The organism is Selenomonas sputigena ATCC 35185 (assembly GCF_000208405.1).
GTDB classification, from domain to species: domain Bacteria; phylum Bacillota; class Negativicutes; order Selenomonadales; family Selenomonadaceae; genus Selenomonas; species Selenomonas sputigena.
On sequence record NC_015437.1, the window covers coordinates 1,234,312 to 1,251,264 of the forward strand.

Consider the following 16,953-nt stretch of genomic DNA (forward strand, 5'->3'; position numbering starts at 1 on the left):
TGATACGCAGATTTCAGTTTTGTAAGGAGTACGTCAATTTTTCATGGGAAATGGTATCTTGCAGAAGAAGAGAGCATTTATCGGCGTCTATGGCTGCCAGATGAATATTTCCGATGCGGAGCGGATGGAAGGCCAGTTGGCGACGCTTGGCTACGAGCGCACGGAGGATATGGCGCGCGCCGATCTCATTCTTCTGAATACATGCTGTGTGCGGGAGACGGCGGAGGACAAGGTCTACGGGAAGATCGGCGAGATCAAGCATATCAAGCGCGCGAATCCCGCGCTCATCTTTGGTATCACGGGCTGCATGGCGCAGAAGGAAGGCGAAGCCTTGATTCGCCGTGCACCGCACATCGACTTCGTGCTTGGAACGAACAAGGTGCATGAGCTGAAGGCGACGGTTCGCCAGCTTGAATCCGCAAGGCGCGGTCCTGTCGTCGATGTGCTTTTGGGCGATGCGCCGCTGCCCGAGAACGTGCCGATCGAGCGCACGGGACGGCTTTCCGCTTGGGTGCCCATCATGTACGGCTGCAATAATTTCTGTACCTATTGCATCGTTCCCTATGTGCGCGGCCGCGAGCATAGCCGCAGGCCGGAAGACGTCGTGCGCGAGGTGGAAGAGGCGGCAGCGCAGGGCTTCAAGGAAATCACGCTCCTGGGACAGAATGTCAACTCCTACGGCAGGGATCACAAGCTTGCGAGCTTTGCGGAGCTTCTGCTCATGGTCGATGCGGTCAAGGGCGTCGAGCGCGTGCGCTACATGACCTCGCATCCCAAGGATCTCAGCGATGCTGTCATAGATGCAGTACGTCAAGGCAGGCACATCTGTCCACATTTCCATCTGCCCGTGCAGCATGGTTCTGATCGAATCTTGCGGGCGATGAACCGCGTCTATCGAAAGGACGCCTATCGTTCTCTCGTCGAGCGGATTCGTGCGGCTGTTCCGGACGCAAGTCTCACGACGGATCTCATCGTCGGCTTTCCGGGCGAGACAGAGGAGGATTTTGGGGAATTGCTCGACTTCCTGCGGGAAATTCGCTACGACGCCGCCTACACGTTCCTTTACTCGAAGCGCTCGGGCACCCCGGCTGCGACGATGGAGGCGCAGGTGGAAGATTCCGTCAAGAAGGAACGTCTGCACCGTCTCATGGAGGTGCAGAATGAAATCAGTTTGGAAAAGAATGCGGCGCTCAAAGGAACGGTGCAGGAGGTTCTGGCGGAAGGGCCGAGCCGTACCGATGAGGATGTGTGGACGGGCAGGACGGGGACGAACAAGATCGTTCTGTGGCGGAAAAAGGGTCAGGAAACTGAGGGCGACATTGTGCGCGTGCGCATCACGCAGCCGCAGACATGGGTGCTCAAGGGTGAATTGCAGTAGGGCGGGGGCGGCATAGGCTGCCCTTTTCTTGTTCGAGAGCGCTTTAGGAGGCTTTATGGAACTCACACCGATGATGCAGCAGTATCTGGAAACGAAGAACCGGCATCCCGACGAGATACTGTTCTTTCGGCTCGGCGATTTTTATGAGATGTTCTTCGATGACGCCAAGCTCGTTTCTCGGGAACTTGGGCTGACTTTGACGAGCCGCAGCGGCAACAAGGAGAAGACGCCGATGTGCGGCGTTCCGTACCATGCCGCTGAGAGCTACATTGCGAAGCTCATCAACAAGGGCTACAAGGTCGCCATCGCCGAGCAGATCGGCGACCCGAAGGCGAAGGGGCTTACGAAGCGCGAGGTCATAAAGATTGTCACGCCCGGCACAGTGCTCGCGGAATCCTCGCTGCACGATGCGCAGAACAACTATATAGCTCTGATTTTTGAGGAAGAGGAAGCGCTCGCACTCGCCGCCGCCGATGTTTCGACGGGCGAGTGCTTCTACGGCGTTTATGAGGGAAAGGCCGCGCGGCAGATGCTCTTCGATGAGCTTTATCGCCTGATGATGCCGGAACTCATCCTGATGGGCGAGATTGCTTTTCGCGATGAACTCGACGAATTCCTCGCGCTTCGGATGCCGAAGTGCGCCCTGACGCATCGAAAGGCTGTATTCCCCGATTGGAAGTTGCGTCTGACACAGCACTTTGACAAGGATTCCTTGCCGCGGCGTGAATTTGCACAAAAGGCGGTCGCTGTCCTGCTTGACTATCTGCATGAGACGGTCAAGACAGATCTTTCGCATATCAACCGCCTGATCTACCTCGATGCGAGCGCAAACCTCGTCCTCGACACGTATACTTTGCGCAACTTGGAGATCATCCGCAATCTGCGTGACGGCGGCAAGAAGGATACCTTGCTCGATGTCCTCGACTTCACGAAAACGGCGATGGGAAGCCGCCTTCTGCGCAAGTGGCTCGAATATCCGCTGCTTTCCCGCGAAAAGATCGAGCGGCGCTTGGACGGCGTGGCGGAGTTTGCCGCAGACTTTTCCCTGCGCGAGGATGTGCAGGCGCATTGTCGGGAAATTTTTGACTTCGAGCGCCTTTTGACGCGCATCGAAGTGGGCACGGCGAATGCGCGAGATCTCGTCGCGCTGAAGCTGTCGCTCGGGGCATTGCCCCCTTTGAAGGCGCGGCTTGCCGCAGTCTCTGCGCCGCTCTTGCGCGAAGCAGAGGGCGGCGTCGCGCTATTTGAAGAAATCGTATCGCTCTTGGAGCGTGCGATCGTGGAAGAGCCGGGCATCTCCCTCAGAGAAGGCGGCATCATCAAGGAAAACTATGATGCGGAACTCGACGAGTACCGCCATATCTCGCACGACAGCAAGAAGATGCTGCAGCAGATGGAGGAGCGTGAAAAAGAACTCACAGGAATCAAAACTCTGAAGATCGGCTACAACAAGGTCTTCGGCTACTATATCGAGGTGCGCCGCAGCGGCGCCGATCTCGTGCCCGAGCGCTATATAAGAAAGCAGACATTGGCGAATGCCGAACGCTACATCACGGAGGAACTCAAGGAGTTTGAAACGAAGATCCTCGGCGCACAGGAAAAGATCGTCCAGATCGAATACCGCCTTTTCACGGAGATCCGCGAGACAATCAAGGCGGATCTGAGCCGCATCCAGCAGACGGCGCAGCACATCGCCGTCCTCGATGTGCTCGCAAGTCTCGCCGAAGCTGCGAACAACTATAACTATGTGCGTCCCAAACTCGCAGCAAATGGGGAAATCTCCATTCGCGACGGCAGGCATCCGCTCGTGGAGCGCATTCTCACGAACGACCTCTTCGTGCCGAATGATACCGAACTAAACCATCAAGAATGCGAGGTCATGCTCATCACAGGGCCGAATATGGCGGGAAAGTCGACCTACATGCGCCAGGTCGCCCTTTTGACGCTCATGGCGCAGAGCGGCAGCTTCGTGCCGGCGAAGGAGATGACATTTTCTCCTGTCGACCGCATCTTCACGCGCATCGGGGCGAGCGATGACCTTGTCAGCGGGCAGAGCACCTTCATGGTCGAGATGAACGAGGTGGCGCAGATCTTGAAGTACGCGACGAAGGACAGCCTCGTGATTCTGGATGAGATCGGCAGGGGGACGAGCACCTTTGACGGCATGAGCATCGCGCGCGCTGTCGTCGAATACATGCGCAGCAAGATTCATGCCAAGACGCTGTTTGCCACGCATTATCATGAACTGACGGATATGGAAGACGAACGCATAAAGAACTATTGCATCGCGGTCAAGGAACGCGGCGCGAAGGTCGCTTTCCTGCGCCGCATCATCCGGGGCAGCGCGGACAAGTCGTACGGCATCCATGTGGCGCGTCTGGCGGGTCTGCCAAAGAACGTCACGCAGAGGGCGCAGGAAATTCTCGATGAAATCGAGCAATGCGCGGGCATCGCCGTTTCCTCGAAAGCGCCTGAGCAAGCGGCGCCGCAGGAAGAAGCCGCCTTGATGGGTTCGCTCTTCGCCCCGTCCCTGCGTGATACCATTCTGTCGCTCGATGTCATGGCCATGACGCCGTTGGAAGCTTTGAATGAACTGTACCGTCTGCAGCAGCAGGTGAAGGGAGAGGAGGGAAAGCGATGAGCCGGATTCATGTGCTCGACGACAATACGATCAACAAGATTGCGGCGGGTGAGGTCGTGGAGCGCCCTGCCTCCGTCGTCAAAGAACTTGTAGAAAATTCGATCGATGCGGGAGCGACGAAGATCGAAGTGGAAATCATGGCGGGCGGCACGAGCCTCATGCGCGTGACGGACAACGGCTGCGGCATGAGCCTGGAGGATGCGAAACTTGCCATCGAGCGTCATGCGACGAGCAAGATTCAGGAGGTCGGCGATCTCTATTCCTTGAGGACGCTCGGCTTTCGCGGCGAGGCCTTGCCGACGATAGCCGCCGTCTCCCGCTTCCGTATGCGCACGCGAAAAGAGGGCGAAGAACTTGGTACCCAAGTGAGCATCATCGGCGGCGTCACGCACGACATCGGCGAGACGGGCTGCAGTCTGGGCACGACGATCCAGGTCGAAGATCTATTCTTCAATACGCCCGCGCGCAAGAAGTTCCTCAAGACGACGCATACGGAAGGCGGGCGCATCAGCGACTTTATGACGAAGCTCGCGCTTTCGCGCCCCGACATAGCATTTCGTCTCATCAGCAACAATAAGACGGCAGCGATGACGCCGGGAAACGGTTCGCTCTTTGATGCCATTCGCAGTATTTACGGCTCACAGGCCGCCGACGCACTTCTGGCGCTTTCCTTTGAGGATGAGGATGTCAAGATCACAGGCTACATCACGAAGCCTTCGATGCTCAAGAGCAGCCGCGCTTGGCAGACCTTCATCGTGAACGGCCGCATCATATCGAACAAGGCGATTGCCAAGGCGATCGACAACGCCTATCACTCGCTCCTGCCGAAATCGGGCTTTCCCATGGTCGTCCTGAACATCGCTGTGCCGCAGCGCTCCGTCGATGTCAATGTCCATCCGCAGAAGAGCGAGATGAAGTTCGAGGACGAGGGGCGCATCTTCAAGGCGGTCTACAAAACGGTGGTCGACGCCATCCGACCCGTCGGGCAGACGCTTGAGGACGTGGCGGCTTCCGTGCAGAATGTCGAGCGCCGCTATGCGATGGAGCCGATGCAGTTTGTCGCAGCCACGCAGGCATCGGAGGAGGAAGATTTCGCTGGGAATGGTTCGGCCAAGACCTCTTTTGGTATCAGATATACGGAGAATCCTTACCAAGCATCACCCGCGCAGCCGGCGATGAGTTTCGCTGAAGCGCAGAGTGTCCTCAAGGGCGAAGGTGCGGCATACAGCGCACACGACGGCGTCCCCGCTGACGGAGGACTCGTGCGCGAGGCGCGGGACGCGGCATATAAGCCGCAGGGAAGCACCGCAGAGATGCCGCTTGCCGACGTGTCGGAAGCCGGTCTTTACCATGGTGGCATCACGCCGATCGGGCAGGTCGATCTCTGTTATATCATCGCGAAGGACAAGGACGGCCTCTACATCGTCGATCAACATGCGGCGCACGAACGCATCCTTTATGACAAGTTTTCCGCCATGGCGGAGCGCATCCCGTCACAGCAGCTTCTCGTGCATCCGATCCTGTCGTTCGATGCGAGGGAAGCCGCGCTCGTATCGGAGAATCAAGAGCTGTTCCGCCGTCTGGGCTTTGACATGGAGGCCTGCGGCGAGCGCGATTTCCGCTTGAAGGAAGTCCCTGCGGACGTTCCCGTATCCGAAGCGGAGGATATGATTCGCGAAATCCTCGCGAGACTCTATGACATGCACGAGACGACGGCGCAGGAAATTCGCCATGCGTGCCTCGCCACAATGGCATGCCGCGCAGCCATCAAATCGGGCGACGAGCTGAATTTTCGCCAGATGCAGATCGTCTTGGAGGAGCTTTCGCAGACGGCGCGTCCCTATACATGCCCGCATGGACGCCCGACCATCTTGAAATTCAGCAGTGAAGAATTGGCGAAGATGTTCAAACGGACGTGAGGTGCAGGATGGAAGAGAAGAACTTGGCGATTGTCACGACGGGCTACAAGAGCCGCCCGGCGGACTGCCTGCTCGCCCAAGAGACTGCAGAGCGGCTGGGAATCCCCTTTGTCAAGCGCAGGCATATATCGTATGAGGACTTGCGGGTGCAGTACGGAGCGCTCTTCGTTCTCGTGGTGAAGAAGGGCGGCCTGCGTTTGGAAACGTCCGACGGCGAATTGTTTTTCCATCCCAATATGGCGCATGTGCGTGTCAGGGAACTGGGGCGCGGGCAAAAGGATCATATGGTGGAAGCGATGGGAATCGGCGAGGGGGACACGGTGCTTGACTGTACGCTCGGTCTCGGCGCCGATTCCATCACGGCGAGCTTCATCGCAGGAGAGCGCGGCAAGGTGACGGCGCTTGAGAAAAGCCCGTTGATTTATGAGATTGTGCGACATGGACTCGCGCACTTCTCGGCAGGAAATTACGATCTGCACGCCGCCATGCGTCGAGTTGAGGTGCGGCGGGCAGATTATGAGGATTTTCTGCGAACGCTTCCCGATGATTCTTATGATGTCGTCTACTTCGACCCGATGTTCCGGCATCCTCTGAAGGACAGCGTGCAGCTCGCGCCGCTGCGCCTTCTGGCGGAATCCGCGCCCGTCTCCCTTTCCGCCGTAGCCGAAGCGTGCCGCGTGGCGAGACGGCGCGTCGTGCTGAAGGAAAACAGCCGCAGCCTGGAATTCGCACGCCTGGGCTTTTCCCATATTGCAGGTGGAAAATACAGTCCCGTTCACTACGGCGTGCTCGATGTGTAGCGAAGAGTTTATCCATGCTGCTGTAACTTCCGTTTCTTTTCTTCTCACGCGTCTTGTGCTATGATAGGAAGGAGCTTTCGGCAGAATGAAAGGCTCTCGCTATGCGAAAGGATATACTTTATGAAAATCATAGATGCGCACCTGCACTTTTGCAAGGAAGATTACTTTGATGAGATCGCCCTTGCTGCAGGGCATGAAAATACAGCAGAGCATCTGGAGGACGCCTATCAGCGTCTCGGCATCGTGCATGGCGTCGTCATGGGGAACAAGAGCCTTGAGCCAAAGGAGCATGACTACCCGGCTTTTCTCAGCTATTGCATCGGTCTTGACACCTTGGGCGAGGAGCGCTCGCCAGAGGAGCAGATTGCGCTCGTCGAGGAAAACCTCAAGCGCAGGCAATGCGTCGGCATCAAGCTCTATCCGGGCTATCGCCATTTCTACGTTTACGAAGAAGCTCTCGCACCGTTTTATGCGCTGGCAGAAAAGTACGACAAACCCGTCGCCATCCATACGGGTCTGACAGCTTCCACGGACGGCCTTTTAAAATACAGTCATCCGCTCGTGCTCGATGAGGCTGCCGTGCGCTGGCCGCGCGTGCAGTTCATCATGTGCCACTTTGGCAACCCGTGGCTCTTGGACGCCGTGGGCGTCGTGGAGAAGAATCCCAACGTCGCGGTGGACTTTTCGGGACTTTTGGAGGGAAAGATCGTTGACGCCGAGCGATTTTATCGAAAGAAGCAAGGGTATATGCGCATGCTGACGGATTGGTTGGAATACCTCGACTGCTATGACCGCATCATGTTCGGTACGGACTGGCCCTTGGCTAATTTGGCGGATTACATACGATTCATGAAAGAGATCGTTCCCGAGGAAGAGTGGGAAAAGGTATTCTTTTCCGCTGCAAATCGCATCTATGGGCTGGGTCTGTCGTGAGGTTCGAGGGTCGGTATTTTCAGAATCATAGCTTTTGGAGGAAATGAGGCATGTCGTTGTTGGAAATAAAGAAGGCGGGAGCGCCTGTCTTGAAGGAAATCTGCGCTCCCGTGGAACGTGTCGATGCAAGGCTCAGGAAACTGCTCGATGACATGGCGGAAACGATGTACGAGGCGAACGGCATCGGCATCGCTGCGCCGCAGGTGGGTGAGGCTCTGCGCATGGTTGTCATCGATATAGGCGATGGAATCATCGAGCTCGTCAATCCGAAGATCACGTTTCGTGAGGGAAGCGAAACGGATTCGGAAGGCTGCCTGAGCGTGCCCGGAATTTTCGGCGAGGTCGAGCGCGCGGCGAAGGTCAAGGTCGAGTTTCTCGACCGGCGCGGCAAGCGCAAGCACATTACGGCAAAGGGGCTTTTGGCGCGCTGCATCCAGCATGAACTTGACCATCTGGAAGGCGTGCTCTTCATCGACGTGGCGCAGAGCCTGCGCAAGGAAGAGGAGCAAAAGTCATGAAGCGCTTTCGTGTGATTTTCATGGGAACTCCCGATTTCGCCGTGCCGTGTCTCGCGCGTCTCGTGGAGATTTCCGATGTCGTTGCCGTCGTGACGCAGCCGGACAGACCCAAGGGGCGCGGGCAGAAGCTTTTGCCGCCGCCCGTCAAGGTGTTCGCTCAGGAACATGGCATCGCGGTCTATCAGCCGGTGCGCGTCAAAGCGCCGGATTTCGTCGACATCCTGCGCGGACTCGCGCCGGATCTCATCGTCGTCGTCGCCTTCGGGCAGATCTTGTCGAAGGAGATTCTTTCTCTGCCTCCCTTGGGCTGCATCAACGTCCACGCTTCGCTCCTGCCGCGCTATCGCGGTGCGGCGCCGATGCAGTGGGCGATCGTGCGCGGAGAGAAGGAGACGGGCGTCACGACGATGTTCATGGACGAAGGTCTTGATACGGGCGATATGCTCATGCGGGAAACGCTGCCGATCACGCAGGCGATGACGGCAGCCGAACTGCACGATGCGATGATGAAGCTCGGTGCGGATGTCTTGGAAAGGACAATTTTTTCCTTGTCGGAGGGAACACTCAAGCGCACGCCGCAGGATGATGCGCTTTCCACTTATGCGCCGCTTCTCGACAAGGAGGTGGGGCGCATCGACTGGAAGAAATCGGCGCAGGAGATTCATGATCTCGTGCGTGGCCTGAACTCGTGGCCGGGTGCCTACACGATGCTGGCGGGGCAGAAGTTCAAAATCTGGCGCACGCGCCTTGCCGATGGCACGGCAGAACCCGGCGAAATCGTTTCCTTGACGAAGCAGGGACTTCTCGTCGGCACGGGCGAGGGGATGCTGGAAATACTGGAAGTGCAGGCACCGAGCAAGAAGAAGATGGCGGCGGGAGACTATGTGCGCGGCCACGGGCTTCAGCTGCCCGCACGTTTCGATTTCGATGCAGAATGATGCATTTTGCGTTGAGGAAAGGAGGGAATCGTTTTGACATCTGTGATACCGGGGCTTGAGCGCCCGCACAAGAGACTCTTCATGGCACTTCTGTCACTGAGCTTCCTCTGCATGACGTTTCTCGCCTATGCCGTCTGGCGCGTGAGCTACCTCGGTCTGCTTGAAATCAATGCCTATCTGCCGCTCGTGCTCGGCATCTTCTTCGCGAGCGTCGTGTTTCTCACGGGTTTCGGCATCTTGAGCATGGTCGGAGCGATTCTCGGACTGCCGTTTCTGCATATTTTTCAGAAACAGTCGTACACGCTGATCAATCTGCTCTTTCCCGTAGCCATCATGATCGGCAAGGTCTTCGGCTTCAACCGGCGACGCATCGAACGATCCTTCATCGAGGTCAGCAACCAGATTATCCACCATCGCGGCATCAAGGTGCATGCGAACGAGCTTCTCGTTGTCACGCCGCATTGCCTGCAGCTTGCGACGTGCCCGCACAAGATTACGCGCGACCCGCACAACTGCAAGCGCTGCGGCGGCTGCGACGTCGGCGCTCTCGTGAATCTTGCCGATGAGATGGGCTTCCATTTCTTCATCGTGACGGGAGGCACGCTCGCGCGCCAGACGGTCAAGAAGATTCGCCCGAAGGCGGTCATGGCGATTGCCTGCGAACGCGATTTGACGAGCGGCATACAGGACGTTTACCCTCTTCCGGCCGTCGGCGTTCTGAACATACGGCCGAACGGCCCGTGCTTCAATACGCACGTCGATATTGAGAAGGTGCGTGAGGAAATCAAGAAATTCTTGATTGACGACGATGCGGCGAAGAAGGAGAAGAATGTGCCCGAAGACGAAGGTGACGGGCAAAAATGAGGAGGAGCTATGGACAAGGCGCGGGAGACGGCGCTCAAGGCGCTTCATGAAGTGAATGAAAAGGGCGCTTATGCCAATGTGGCATTGGCGCGGTCTTTGCGTGCCGCGAAACTCTCCGAAGTGGATCGCCGATTTGCAACGGAACTGGCCTACGGCGCGGCGAAGGCGGGCGGCACGCTCGATTGGATTCTGCGGCGCTACTTGAACCGTCCGCTTTCCAAGATCCCGCCCATGGTGCGGGATATTTTGCGTTTGGGCATATACCAGCTTTTCTTCCTTGCGCGCGTGCCTGCCTCCGCCGCCTGCAATACGGCGGTGGAGATGACGAAGCGCTGCAGCCATGCGGGCACGGTGAAGTTTGTCAACGCCGTTCTGCGCACGGCGGCTCGTGAACCGGAAAAAGCGGCATTCCCGACGGGCAAGGCGCATGAAGCGGAAAATCTCGCCCTGTCCCTGCAGCATCCCGAGTGGCTCGTGCGACGTTGGATTGAGCAGTTCGGCTATGAAGAGGCAAGGGCGCTCTGCGAATTTGACAATGCGCAGGCGACGCTTTCCCTGCGTACGAACACCTTGAAGATTACGCGGGACAAGCTCCTCGAACGCCTCTCGAAAGAGGGCGTGGAGGCGGAGCCTTCCGCTTGGACGCCCGAAGGAATCCTCTTCCTTCGTCACGGCTCTCTCGACGCTCTGGAATCTTTGCAGCAGGGGCTTTTTCAGGTGCAGGACGAAAGCTCGATGCTCGTGGCGCACGTCCTCGCGCCCGAGCCGGGCGAATTCGTGCTCGACGTCTGCAGTGCGCCGGGCGGCAAGACGACGCATATCGCCGCCTCTATGGGCGACTGTGGACGCATCGTCGCACTCGACGTGCATGAGCACAAGATGCGCCGCATTGCGGAAAACTGCGAGCGGCTCGGCATCAAGTCGGTGGAGCCGCTGCTCCTCGATGCGCGCGAGGCGGGGAGGCGCTTTCCGCGCCAGGCCGACCGTGTGCTCGTCGATGCGCCGTGCTCGGGACTCGGCGTCCTGCGGCGAAAGCCCGATGCACGTTGGCGAAAGAGGCCGGACGACCTCGCCGCTCTCGCACGATTGCAGCGGGAAATTCTCAGCTCTGCTGCGGAAGCCGTGAAAAGCGGCGGCGTGCTCGTCTACAGCACATGCACGATCGAGCGCGAGGAAAATGAAGCCGTCGTAGAAGACTTCCTCGCGCGGCACGAAGAGTTCAGCTTGGAGAATGCAGGAGAACTCCTGCCGCTGAAAAAGCGCCCTGAACAGATGCTGCAGCTTTATCCGCAGCGAGACGGCACGGACGGCTTCTTCATCGCCCGCATGAGAAGAAGGTGAATGCATGAAGAACATTTTCGGCATGACGCTCGAAGCGATGCAGGAGGATTTCGCTGCCCTGCGCTTGGAAAAATACCGCGCGAGGCAGGTGGCGGAATGGCTCTACAAGAAATGTGCGAAGCGTTTTTCCGACATGACGAATCTGCCAAAGTCCCTGCGCACAGAACTTGAGACGAGGTACACGATCGACACGCCTCTTTTGCGCACGAGGCTCGATGCCGCCGACGGCAGGACGAGCAAGTTCCTGCTCGCCTTTTCTGACGGCGCTGCCGTGGAAGCCGTGCTCATGCGCCAGCCTTACGGCAACAGTATATGCATATCGACGCAGGCGGGCTGCAATATGGGCTGCTCCTTCTGCGCCTCGACCCTGCACGGATTGGCGCGTGATCTGACGGCGGGGGAAATGCTCGCCGAGGTTCTCTTCATCGAGGAGATGCTGAAATCGCAAGGCGGGAAGGTCGACACCATGGTCTTGATGGGGTCGGGAGAGCCTTTGATGAATTATGAAAATGTCGTGAATTTCCTGCGCCTGCTGCATGAAGAATATGTGCTGAACATCAGCTATCGCAGCATCACGCTGTCCACTTCGGGCATCGTTCCCGCTATAGACCGCCTTGCCGAAGAGGGCATGCCTCTGACGCTTTCCATCTCGCTCCATGCGCCGCGCGAGGAAATTCGTTCCGAACTCATGCCGATCAATCGCAAGTATCCATTGTCGGACGTCGTCGCGGCAGGAAAACGCTATGCGGAAAAGACGGGGCGGCGCGTCACATACGAGTACATCCTCATCCGCGACGTGAACGACGGCGAGCGGGAGGCCCAGGAATTGGCCGAACTTCTCGCAGGACAGCTTGCAAGCGTCAACCTTATTCCCATCAATCCCGTGAAGGAGCGGGGCTTCGAGCGGCCATCCGAGGAGCGCACCGCAGCCTTCTGTCGTGCGCTCACGCGCCGTCACATCACGGCCACGGTACGTCGGGAGATGGGCGCTGACATACAGGCGGCCTGCGGACAACTGCGCAACCGTCACATGTCCGAGAGTGAAGAGAAGCAATAGATTGTGAGGGATTCCATGGCTTTTACCAAATGGGAAACATTTTTGGAAAATCATATCGAAGGATTTTTCAATAAGAAGTTTGGCAGCGCCCTTGAACCGATCGAGGTGGAGAAGAAGCTCGAAAAAGAAATCGCGAACGCGAAGCGGCGGGCGAAAAAAGGAAAGAAAGAATGGATTTTGCCCAATGCCTATACGATCCTTATGAACGAGGAAGATTGCCACCATCTTTCGTCACAGCGCTTCCTCGATGATCTTCACATCTTGGCGGAAAAAAAAGTCATCCTGCTCGATGCCTTCATGGACGGGAAACTTGCCATCAACATCCAGAAGGATGCGGAACTTTCTCTCGGCCTGTGCCGCGTGAAGGCGTCATATTCTGACATGGTGCAGCGCGTGGCGCAGGCGGTGAAGGAGCAGCACACGATCGTCCTGCAGAGGCCGTCTTTCCAAGCGCCGCTCGATTTGCCGACGGAGTACAAGATCGCTTCGCTCACGGTTGTGGAAGGGGAGGATCTCGACTCTTACCTTGCGTTCGGCGAGAAAAAGATCTTTCTCGGCAGACGGGAACGAAGCGATTTCATCTTGACCGATCCCAACGCTTCGCGCGTCCATGCCTCCATCCGCTATGAAAGGCATCGCCATCTCCTGCAAGATGAGGACAGCACGAACGGCACGCTTCTCAATGGGCGTCCCGTGCTCGAATCATGGCTGCGGCATGGCGATGAAATTCAGATTGGGAATTCCGTCCTGCGCTATGAGGTGATATGATTGCCGGGTTCAGAGCTTTTGCTGCGCGTTCTGAGCGTAGCTTTTCAATACGGCGTCCTGCTGCTGCTCTTTCGTTTTATCGCGCGCTTGGCACAGGCGATGTTTGAAGACGCCAAGGCCTTGCAGCAGGAAATAAAGCCGCGTGAGATATTGCCTGACGAAGCCGTGCTCAGCGTCGTGGAGGCAGGCGATGAAGCGCTTTTGGGCAAGCGCTTCGCCTTCACGCAGGGACTGACGATCGGGCGCAGTGCCGACAACGACATCCGCATTCCCGATTCCTTCGTATCGCACCGTCATGCTGTCGTACGTCTTGTAAACAATCAGTATGTTATCGAGGACATGGGCAGCATGAACCACACGTATCTGAACGATGCGATCCTGCAGGGAAAGGCTTATCTGAAGCCGGGGGATCTCATACGCATCGGCTTTGTGACACTGAGGTTTGAGAGGTGATTTTTTTGAAAGTCTCGAAAGCGACGGACAGGGGAAAGGTGCGCGAGAGCAACGAGGATGCATGCGCCTTCATACCGCCTGATACGTATGTCGTGGCGGACGGCATGGGGGGATATGCCGCAGGAGAAGTGGCGAGCGCGATGCTCGTTGATGTATTCGCTGAGATGTTTTCCGATGCTGTGCATGAATGCGGCGAGAAAGCTTTGCTTCACGCCGTACAGGCAGCGAACAGCAAGATTCTCTGTGCAGCGGCGGCGAATGAAGCCCGAAAGGGCATGGGGACGACGGTCGTCGCCTTGCAGTATAGGGAAAATGCGGCGTATTGGGCGCATGTGGGCGACAGCCGCCTGTATCTTCTGCGAAAGGGTGTGCTCAGGCGGCTCACGCGCGACCATTCTTTCGTACAGGATCTCGTCGAGCGAGGCTCTATCACGGAAGAGGAGGCGAGGAATCATCCGAAAAAGAATCTTCTGACGCGTGCGGTCGGCGTGGAAGAAAAACTCGTCGTCGATACGGGAAGCTTCACGCCCGAGGAGGGCGACATCTTTCTCCTGTGCTCGGATGGGTTGACAAATATGGTTGGAGAAGCCGCCATTCGCGAGACTCTGCAGGGAGAGTCTGCGGATAAGGCACGGACTCTCGTCGAGCTGGCGCTTCTGGCAGGAGGACTCGACAATATCACAGCCATCGTGGTGGAATGCGATGAAAGAGGCTAAGCTGCACCTGCTGCTGCCTCCGCTCGGCATCCTGTTGCTGGGCACGGGCGTACTGCTTCTTGCACATCGTCTGACGGCGGACCTTTTGCTGCTGCCCTGGCTTGCGGCCGTCATCGTCGGTGCATTCTTCACGCAGTTTATTTTGGGCAGACGAGATGGAACGGACTTGACGCTTTTCCCTGCGGCTATGCTGCTCGCAAGTCTCGGCCTCATCATGATCGGACGCTTGAAGCCCGCGCTCTTTTTGACACAGATGCGTTGGCTGCTGCTCGGTCTGATCGTTTATCTTGTCCTCGTCTTTCTTGGAGAGAGGTTTCTTCGCCTCCTTTCCTATCCATATCTTCTGGGCGTATTCTGCCTTCTGCTCCTGTGCTCGGCGCTCTTTTTCGGCACGGAGATCGGCGGCAGCCGCAACTGGATCGTCTTTGGCCCTTTCGCCGTGCAGCCTTCGGAATTTGGCAAGATCGTCATCATCATGTTTCTTGCCGCCTATCTGACGGAGCATCGGGAGGTATTGACGCTGCCCAGGCACAGGCTTCTTTGGCTGAAGCTGCCCGTGCTTCGCTTCATTGCACCGCTCCTACTGATCTGGGGCATCGCCATCCTGATGTTCGTCGTGCAGCGCGATCTCGGCTCGGCTCTGCTCTTTTTTGGCATAGCTGTTTCCATGACGTATATGGCTACGGGTCGAAAATCTTATGTGGCGCTTGCCTTCACGTTCTTTCTGGGCGCAGCCGCGCTCAGTTACTCGTTCTTTTCCCATGTGCGCGTGCGTTTCAACATCTGGCTCGATCCTTGGAGCGATCCTTCGGGCAGCGCCTATCAAGTCGTTCAGTCCCTCTTTGCGCTCGGCTCGGGCGGCGTTTGGGGCGCGGGTTTTGCACACGGTCATCCCAATTTGATTCCCGAGGTGCATACGGATTTTATTTTTGCGGCGATTGCGGAAGAACTGGGGTTGCTCGGCTCCTTAGGCGTCATGCTCGTCTTTGCCCTGTTTTTTTATCGTGCCATACGCATAGCGCTCGCCTGCCGGGAAGAGACGCGCATTCTGCTTGCCGCTGGCATCGCGGTCGTATTTCTCCTGCAGGCCTTCATCATCATCGCAGGCGTGACGAAATTCTTGCCGCTGACGGGCATCACGCTTCCCTTTGTAAGCTACGGGGGCAGTTCCATGATCGCCAGCTTCATGCTGCTCGGCATTTTGACTGTGCTTTCCAAAAAGGAGAATCGACATGGTTGAGCGAAATAATACAAGGTATATCCTGCGCACAGCCATCATCCTGCTCCTAGCATTCTCCTGCCTGGCGCTTTATGTCGTCTATCTGCAGGTCTGGGAAGCGGATCGGCTCGCAGAGCATCCGCTGAATCGCCGCGCAGCTCTCGCCGAGGACAGCGTGCTGCGCGGCAGCATCCTTGATCGAAAGGGTGAAGTTCTCGCGCTCAGCCCGAACGTAGGGGAGAGACGCTATCCTTACGGGCGGATCATGGCGCCGGTCACAGGCTATCTTGATGATACGATCGGCAGCACGGGCATCGAGACTTATAAGGGGGCAGAGCTTTCCGGACACAGCCGACTTCTCGGGCGACTGGGACCGCTCGCGCAGATTTTCTCTTCCGCACGCGGCGACGACGTCTATCTGACACTCGATGCCGCACTGCAGGAAACGGCATACGAGGCGCTGGGAGAACGGCGCGGGGCTGTCGTCATGCTCGATGCGGAAAGCGGGGCGGTTCTCGTGCTCGCATCGCGTCCCTCGTTCGATCCGTCCGATATTCAAGCGCAGTGGGACAGCCTGAGGCAGGACAAGGAAAGTCCTCTCGTAAACCGTGCGCTGCAAGGTCTTTATCCGCCCGGCTCGACCATCAAGCCATTGATTCTCGATGCGGCGTTGGAAAACGGCGTCACGAACAGCAAGGAGGTCTTTGACTGCACGGGGGCGCTCAAAGTGGGGGATTCGGTCATCCACGAGAGCCACGGCGCTGTGCACGGCAGGATCGATGTGGAGCACGCCTTGATCGAGTCCTGCAACACAACGTTCGGCTCGCTTGCGCTGCGCCTGGGCGGCAAGAAACTGGCGGACGCCTTCCGGCGCTTCGGCTTTGAGGAGACGGCGCAGGGCGAATTGGCGGAGGCGGCAGCGCATCTGCCCAACTTCGCTTCCCTCGGTCAAGGAGATACGGCGCAGATCGGCATCGGGCAGAGCACGCTTCTCGTCACGCCGCTGCACATGGCGCTGCTCGCCGCAGCGTTTGCAAATGACGGCGTCGTAATGAAGCCCTACATGGTCGAACGTGTCGTGACGCCCAACGGCATCACACTCGAACAGCATCGAAGCGAGAAGTGGTTCGAGGCTACGACGGCGGCGCGCGCCTCCTTGATTCATGGATTCATGGAGGAGGTCGTGCAGGAAGGCACGGGCACGGCGGCGGCACTCCGTGGCGTGCGCGTAGCGGGCAAGACGGGCACGGCGGAAAATTCGGGCGAGGATCATGCGTGGTTCATCGGCTCGGCGGAAATAAAAGGTCGAAAGGTGGCTTTTGCCATCCTTGTGGAAAACAGCGGCGGAGGCGGCACAGAAGCTGCACCAATCGCACGGAAGCTGTTGGAAAAGTTGCAAGATGATTAG

15 protein-coding genes are annotated in these 16,953 nt (G+C 57.7%); all 15 read left to right on the forward strand.

The window, feature by feature from the left end:
- Positions 1-43: 43 nt before the first annotated feature.
- The 15 genes from miaB to SELSP_RS05635 all read left to right on the forward strand — a co-directional run bounded on the left by miaB (position 44) and on the right by SELSP_RS05635 (position 16,953).
- Entirely contained in the window at positions 44-1,378 is a 1,335-nt protein-coding gene (miaB, locus tag SELSP_RS05565; protein WP_006192418.1) for a tRNA (N6-isopentenyl adenosine(37)-C2)-methylthiotransferase MiaB, read from the forward strand.
- Between the two features lie 55 nt (positions 1,379-1,433).
- Positions 1,434-4,019: a DNA mismatch repair protein MutS gene (gene mutS / locus SELSP_RS05570; RefSeq protein WP_006192417.1), complete on the forward strand. Its 2,586-nt coding sequence runs from the start codon at positions 1,434-1,436 to the stop codon at positions 4,017-4,019.
- On the forward strand, positions 4,016-5,938 hold the full coding sequence (gene mutL, locus SELSP_RS05575; protein WP_006192416.1) for a DNA mismatch repair endonuclease MutL: 1,923 nt from the start codon (positions 4,016-4,018) through the stop codon (positions 5,936-5,938). Before mutS ends, mutL begins: the two co-directional genes overlap by 4 nt.
- An 8-nt stretch (positions 5,939-5,946) precedes the next feature.
- On the forward strand, positions 5,947-6,738 hold the full coding sequence (locus SELSP_RS05580) for a class I SAM-dependent methyltransferase (RefSeq protein WP_006192415.1): 792 nt from the start codon (positions 5,947-5,949) through the stop codon (positions 6,736-6,738).
- Positions 6,739-6,858: 120 nt separating this feature from the next.
- Entirely contained in the window at positions 6,859-7,671 is an 813-nt protein-coding gene (locus tag SELSP_RS05585) for an amidohydrolase family protein (protein ID WP_013740782.1), read from the forward strand.
- Positions 7,672-7,721: 50 nt separating this feature from the next.
- Positions 7,722-8,189 carry a peptide deformylase gene (gene def, locus SELSP_RS05590; RefSeq protein WP_006192413.1) on the forward strand — a complete coding sequence of 156 codons (468 nt, stop codon included), beginning with the start codon at positions 7,722-7,724 and terminating at the stop codon, positions 8,187-8,189.
- On the forward strand, positions 8,186-9,127 hold the full coding sequence (gene fmt / locus SELSP_RS05595; protein ID WP_006192412.1) for a methionyl-tRNA formyltransferase: 942 nt from the start codon (positions 8,186-8,188) through the stop codon (positions 9,125-9,127). Before def ends, fmt begins: the two co-directional genes overlap by 4 nt.
- Before the next feature lie 33 nt (positions 9,128-9,160).
- The gene (locus SELSP_RS05600) at positions 9,161-9,991 is read left to right on the forward strand and encodes a DUF116 domain-containing protein (RefSeq protein WP_009645200.1); all 831 of its coding nucleotides are present in this window, start codon (positions 9,161-9,163) and stop codon (positions 9,989-9,991) included.
- A 9-nt stretch (positions 9,992-10,000) separates the two neighbouring features.
- Positions 10,001-11,332 (forward strand): 16S rRNA (cytosine(967)-C(5))-methyltransferase RsmB, encoded by a 1,332-nt coding sequence (gene rsmB, locus SELSP_RS05605; RefSeq protein ID WP_006192410.1) that lies wholly within the window; start codon positions 10,001-10,003, stop codon positions 11,330-11,332.
- Positions 11,333-11,336: 4 nt separating this feature from the next.
- Positions 11,337-12,389: a 23S rRNA (adenine(2503)-C(2))-methyltransferase RlmN gene (rlmN, locus tag SELSP_RS05610; RefSeq protein WP_006192409.1), complete on the forward strand. Its 1,053-nt coding sequence runs from the start codon at positions 11,337-11,339 to the stop codon at positions 12,387-12,389.
- Positions 12,390-12,404: 15 nt separating this feature from the next.
- Positions 12,405-13,157 carry a DUF3662 and FHA domain-containing protein gene (locus SELSP_RS05615; protein WP_006192408.1) on the forward strand — a complete coding sequence of 251 codons (753 nt, stop codon included), beginning with the start codon at positions 12,405-12,407 and terminating at the stop codon, positions 13,155-13,157.
- Positions 13,158-13,610, forward strand: coding sequence for an FHA domain-containing protein (locus SELSP_RS05620; RefSeq protein ID WP_006192407.1), 453 nt, complete (start codon positions 13,158-13,160; stop codon positions 13,608-13,610).
- Entirely contained in the window at positions 13,607-14,326 is a 720-nt protein-coding gene (locus SELSP_RS05625; protein WP_006192406.1) for a Stp1/IreP family PP2C-type Ser/Thr phosphatase, read from the forward strand. Before SELSP_RS05620 ends, SELSP_RS05625 begins: the two co-directional genes overlap by 4 nt.
- On the forward strand, positions 14,313-15,566 hold the full coding sequence (locus SELSP_RS05630; protein ID WP_006192405.1) for an FtsW/RodA/SpoVE family cell cycle protein: 1,254 nt from the start codon (positions 14,313-14,315) through the stop codon (positions 15,564-15,566). The genes SELSP_RS05625 and SELSP_RS05630 overlap by 14 nt, the downstream gene beginning before the upstream one ends.
- Positions 15,559-16,953, forward strand: coding sequence for a peptidoglycan D,D-transpeptidase FtsI family protein (locus tag SELSP_RS05635; RefSeq protein ID WP_006192404.1), 1,395 nt, complete (start codon positions 15,559-15,561; stop codon positions 16,951-16,953). Before SELSP_RS05630 ends, SELSP_RS05635 begins: the two co-directional genes overlap by 8 nt.

Coding starts and splice junctions, on each gene's coding strand:
- SELSP_RS05630 (WP_006192405.1), top strand. CDS start 14,313: ATGAAAGAGGCTAAGCTGCACCTGCTGCTGCCTCCGCTCGGCATCCTG.
- SELSP_RS05615 (WP_006192408.1), top strand. CDS start 12,405: ATGGCTTTTACCAAATGGGAAACATTTTTGGAAAATCATATCGAAGGA.
- mutL (WP_006192416.1), top strand. CDS start 4,016: ATGAGCCGGATTCATGTGCTCGACGACAATACGATCAACAAGATTGCG.
- SELSP_RS05580 (WP_006192415.1), top strand. CDS start 5,947: ATGGAAGAGAAGAACTTGGCGATTGTCACGACGGGCTACAAGAGCCGC.
- SELSP_RS05585 (WP_013740782.1), top strand. CDS start 6,859: ATGAAAATCATAGATGCGCACCTGCACTTTTGCAAGGAAGATTACTTT.
- rsmB (WP_006192410.1), top strand. CDS start 10,001: ATGGACAAGGCGCGGGAGACGGCGCTCAAGGCGCTTCATGAAGTGAAT.
- mutS (WP_006192417.1), top strand. CDS start 1,434: ATGGAACTCACACCGATGATGCAGCAGTATCTGGAAACGAAGAACCGG.
- rlmN (WP_006192409.1), top strand. CDS start 11,337: ATGAAGAACATTTTCGGCATGACGCTCGAAGCGATGCAGGAGGATTTC.
- def (WP_006192413.1), top strand. CDS start 7,722: ATGTCGTTGTTGGAAATAAAGAAGGCGGGAGCGCCTGTCTTGAAGGAA.
- SELSP_RS05635 (WP_006192404.1), top strand. CDS start 15,559: ATGGTTGAGCGAAATAATACAAGGTATATCCTGCGCACAGCCATCATC.
- fmt (WP_006192412.1), top strand. CDS start 8,186: ATGAAGCGCTTTCGTGTGATTTTCATGGGAACTCCCGATTTCGCCGTG.
- miaB (WP_006192418.1), top strand. CDS start 44: ATGGGAAATGGTATCTTGCAGAAGAAGAGAGCATTTATCGGCGTCTAT.